We start from the raw sequence: 4,315 nt of genomic DNA on the forward strand, positions 1-4,315 counted from the left end.
GAGTGGCTTCGGCCGGTCCGGGCACCCCGGGCCGCCGCCGTGGGTGGCCGGCCTCTTCGGCCTCGCCCAGGGCGATCGCCAGCGCGGCCCGCGGGTGCGCCGCGGCGACGTGCGCACCGCGATCCTCGACGTCGTGCGCAGCGCCCAGTGGAACGGCGAGCCGGTCAACGGCTACCAGGTCATCCAGCAGATCGCCGAGCGCAGCAACGGCGCCTGGCGCCCGAGCCCCGGCTCGGTCTACCCGACGATCCAGCAGCTCGAGGACGAGGGCCTGGTCGCCACCGACGACGCCAACGGCCGGCGCAGCCTGCGGCTGACGGCCGAGGGCGAGACGTACGTCGCGGACCACGCCGACGAGCTCAGCGCGGTCTGGGCGCCCTTCGAGGAGCCCGAGCGCGACGAGGCCGGGGGGTACGCCGACCTCAAGCCCGAGATCGGCCAGGTCATGGGGGCGGTCTGGCAGATCGTCACCACCGGCAGCGACCAGCAGCGCCGGGCCGCCGTCGACGTGCTCGTCGACACCCGGCGCCGGCTGTACGGCATCCTCGCCGACGGCGAGCCCGACCAGGACGAGCAGGACGAGCAGGACGGGCAGGACGGGCAGGACGGCGGGGCCCGGTCGTGAGCGAGGAGCACCTGCGGATCGGGGACGCCGAGCGCGAGCAGGCCGCCGCGGCCCTGGGCGAGCACTACGCCGCGGGCCGGCTGACCACCGAGGAGCACGCCGAGCGGCTCGACCGGGTGTGGGCGGCGCGCACCCGCGCCGACCTCGGACCGATCTTCCGCGACCTCCCCGGCCGCGCCGTGCCGGGCATGCCGGGCCGGGCCGATGCGACGCGCGGACCGGCGTACTGGAGCGCCGGCCTGCGGCCGTGGCGGCGCGGGGTGCCGACGCCGATCGTCGTGGTGCTGGCCGTGCTGGTGGTGCTCACCGTGCTGACCCACCTGCCGCTGATCCTGGCCGGTGTCCTGGTGGTGTTCTTCGTCAAGAGCCACCACCGCCGGGCGGTCCGGGCCCGGCACTGGTCCAGATGAGAGCCGTAGACCAGTGCCGTAGACCAGTGTCGTAGACCACCGTCATAGACCAGCTTCGCGCTCGGCGGAGGCCGACCTAGCCTGGGTGGACGCCGGGCCGGGGGGACCGGGGAACGCTCTCGGGAGACGTTCGCACGCCACTTTTCCCTGTCAGAGCGAGGAGATCGTCACCATGACGGCTCAGTCCCGGATTCGCGTCGCGGCCGCGCTGGGGGCCCTGCTGGCTCCTCTCGCGTTCGTCGCCGCCACCCAGAGCGCCGCCGAGGCGTCCAGCGCTCGGCCGCACGACCTGCGGATGTACAAGGTCGAGAAGTACGTCGCGGTCGACGGCGAGTACCCCGACCAGTCGGCCGACGTCACCCTCAAGTGCAACACCGGTGACTACGCGGTCGACGGGATGTGGAAGGTCGACCAGGTCGACGACGACTACGACGACTGGGGCGACCGCGTCGCCGGCGACCCGAAGAAGGTCTACTTCTACGCCTCCTACTCCGAGGCGAACAAGAGCGACTGGCACTTCAAGTTCTTCAACGACAACCCGGGCCGCGCGCAGGTGAAGCTGTGGGTGACGTGCCTGGGCGGCAAGACCGACAAGGCGTTCAACCACACGCACTCGATCCTGCTGGACCGCTACACCGCGGCGCAGCCCCTCACGACGGCCACGCACAACTACAGCTGGTCGGGCTCGTGCGCCCCCGACGCCGTCGAGGTCGCGCCGGGGTTCGACTTCGGCGCCCCCGTGGCGACCCTGTGGGGCAGCTGGCCCGAGCAGGCGGCAGGACACGCGTGGCAGTGGTGGTTCGACCTCAGCGCCGACGCGCCGAGCGCGCAGTTCTACGTCAGCTGCCTGAAGGTGAAGACCGGACCCGCCAGCTCCGGACCGGCCCACCGTCACAACGTGCTCTACCGCTGGAAGAACGACAAGCTCGCGCCGTCGGCCGAGCACGTCAGCGTCGCCGCCCGGACCGAGGAGCAGGTCTCCTGCGACGACCACAGCAAGGCCCTCGTCGGCGCCTTCTACATCTCGCAGCCCTCGCACGTGTGGTACCTCGGCATGGAGCCGCGGATCAAGACGCGGGTGTTCTGGTTCGGCAACGACGGGGGCGGTGACGACACGGTCTACCTCAACGTCTTGTGCGTCAACGACCGCACCAGCCGCCAGAAGGCCTGACCTCTCGCGGCGTCGGCCCGACCGAGCCCGTTCCCCCAGGGGAGCGGGCTCGGTCGCGTCGACAGGTGCACCACTGGACCCGGACGTGATTGAGTGACGGGCGTCACGCCTGTTCGTCCACCTCGGGAGGTTCTGTCATGGCGTCGAATCGCCGCTGGATCCTGGTCGCCGCCCTGCTCGCGCCGGCCGTGGTCCTGCCGCTCTGGGTCCCGCTCTACGACCGGGAGGACCCGACGTTCGCCGGGTTCCCCTTCTACTACTGGTTCCAGTTCCTCCTGATCGTCGTCGCGGTCGCGCTGACCGTGCCCGCCTACCTCCTCGCGACCCGGGCCGACCGCGACGCGCGGCTGCGCCACGGCCTGCCGGCCGAGCCGGACGGCACCGGGCTGAGCCGCGACGGCGGGGAGGCGCGATGATCTCCGACGTCAACGGCGTCGTCCTCGGCGTCTTCGTCTTCTTGTTCCTGCTGGTCACCGTCCTCGGGTTCGCCGCCGCCCGGTGGCGCCGCGCCCAGACGCTGGACAGCCTCGACGAGTGGGGCCTGGGCGGCCGCGGCTTCGGCACGTTCATCGCGTGGTTCCTCATCGGTGGCGACATCTACACGGCGTACACGTTCATCGCGGTGCCCGCGACGCTGTACGCCGGCAGCGCGGTCGGCTTCTTCGCGGTGCCGTACACGATCGTGGTCTACCCGCTGATCTTCGTGTTCCTGCCCCGGCTGTGGTCGGTGAGCCACCGCCACGGCTACGTCACCCCCGCGGACTTCGTGCAGGGCCGCTACGACAGCCGGCCGCTCGCGCTGGCCGTCGCGCTGACCGGCATCCTCGCGACGATGCCCTACATCGCCCTGCAGCTGGTCGGCATGCAGGTCGTGCTCGAGGTGATGGGGGTCGGCACCGACAGCGACAACTGGCTGGTCAAGGACTTCCCGCTGCTGGTCGCGTTCGTGGTGCTGGCGGCCTACACCTACTCCAGCGGCCTGCGCGCGCCCGCGCTGATCGCGTTCGTCAAGGACACGCTGATCTACCTGGTGATCATCGTCGCCGTGCTCTACCTGCCCGCCCAGCTCGGTGGCTGGGACCACGTGTTCAGCACCGCCAAGGACAGCTTCGCCACGTTCAACACCGACAACGCCGACGCAATCGCGGCCGGCGAGGCGGTGCCGAAGGCGGCGATGCCACCGGGCCCGGCCCAGTGGGCCTACGCCTCGCTCGCGCTGGGCTCGGCGCTGGCGCTGTTCATGTACCCGCACTCGGTGACCGGCGTGCTCTCGACCCGCAGCCGGTCGGTGATCCGCCGCAACGCCGCCCTGCTGCCGGCGTACTCCTTCCTGCTCGGGCTGCTCGCGCTGCTCGGCTTCGTGGCGATCGCCGCCGGGGTCAAGGTGGAGAACCCGCAGCAGTCGGTGCCGCAGCTGTTCGAGAACGAGTTCAGCCCGTGGTTCGCCGGGGTCGCGTTCGCCGCGATCGTGATCGGCGCGCTCGTGCCGGCCGCGATCATGTCGATCGCCGCCGCCAACCTGTGGACCCGCAACATCTACCGCGCCTTCATCAACCGCGACGCCACCCATGCCCAGGAGGCCAGGCAGAGCAAGATCGCCTCGCTGTTCGTGAAGTTCGGCGCGCTGGTGTTCGTGCTCGCCCTGTCGAAGTCGTTCGCGATCAACCTCCAGCTGCTCGGCGGCGTCTGGATCCTGCAGACCCTGCCCGCGATCGTCATCGGGCTCTACACCCGCTGGATGCACCGGTGGGCGCTGTTCGCCGGCTGGGCGGTCGGCATGGCCTGGGGCACCTGGCTGGCGTACGGCGTCGCCTCGCCGCAGCAGGACCACTTCGGCGGGCCGCTCGTGAACTTCCCCGGCACCGAGACCAAGGTCTACATCGCCCTGGTCGCGTTCCTGGCCAACCTGCTGGTGGCGGCGGTGCTCACGGTCGTGTTCCGGGCGATGAAGGTCGACGAGGGCGTCGACCAGACGCGGCCGCAGGACTACCACGCCGACGCCGGCGACCCCGGGGTCGAGGCCGAGCTGGAGCCGCACGAGCCGACCCACGCCTGAGCCCGGAGCAGCGGCCGGGGGTTCGGGTCGTGTGCCTGAGGACGGTCCATGGC

5 protein-coding genes are annotated in these 4,315 nt (G+C 71.3%); all 5 read left to right on the forward strand.

From position 1 onward, the window contains the following. Window positions 1-625 (forward strand): PadR family transcriptional regulator (locus VGD85_RS12005; RefSeq protein ID WP_331063677.1); only part of this gene is annotated, 625 nt, incomplete at its 5' end. Continuing rightward, the gene (locus VGD85_RS12010; protein ID WP_331063678.1) at window positions 622-1,035 is read left to right on the forward strand and encodes a DUF1707 domain-containing protein; all 414 of its coding nucleotides are present in this window, start codon (window positions 622-624) and stop codon (window positions 1,033-1,035) included. The genes VGD85_RS12005 and VGD85_RS12010, both read left to right, overlap by 4 nt. A 172-nt stretch (window positions 1,036-1,207) precedes the next feature. Beyond that, window positions 1,208-2,206, forward strand: coding sequence for a hypothetical protein (locus tag VGD85_RS12015; protein ID WP_331063679.1), 999 nt, complete (start codon window positions 1,208-1,210; stop codon window positions 2,204-2,206). A gap of 137 nt (window positions 2,207-2,343) precedes the next feature. After that, window positions 2,344-2,622, forward strand: coding sequence for a DUF3311 domain-containing protein (locus tag VGD85_RS12020; protein WP_331063680.1), 279 nt, complete (start codon window positions 2,344-2,346; stop codon window positions 2,620-2,622). Then, window positions 2,619-4,262 carry a monocarboxylate uptake permease MctP gene (gene mctP, locus VGD85_RS12025; protein ID WP_331063681.1) on the forward strand — a complete coding sequence of 548 codons (1,644 nt, stop codon included), beginning with the start codon at window positions 2,619-2,621 and terminating at the stop codon, window positions 4,260-4,262. The genes VGD85_RS12020 and mctP overlap by 4 nt, the downstream gene beginning before the upstream one ends. Window positions 4,263-4,315: the final 53 nt, after the last annotated feature.

This window comes from Nocardioides sp., assembly GCF_036401255.1.
GTDB lineage: Bacteria > Actinomycetota > Actinomycetes > Propionibacteriales > Nocardioidaceae > Nocardioides.

What these genes read in the sequence shown, in the direction of transcription:
- VGD85_RS12020 (WP_331063680.1), top strand. Translation starts at nt 2,344, where the DNA reads ATGGCGTCGAATCGCCGCTGGATCCTGGTCGCCGCCCTGCTCGCGCCG.
- VGD85_RS12015 (WP_331063679.1), top strand. Translation starts at nt 1,208, where the DNA reads ATGACGGCTCAGTCCCGGATTCGCGTCGCGGCCGCGCTGGGGGCCCTG.
- mctP (WP_331063681.1), top strand. Translation starts at nt 2,619, where the DNA reads ATGATCTCCGACGTCAACGGCGTCGTCCTCGGCGTCTTCGTCTTCTTG.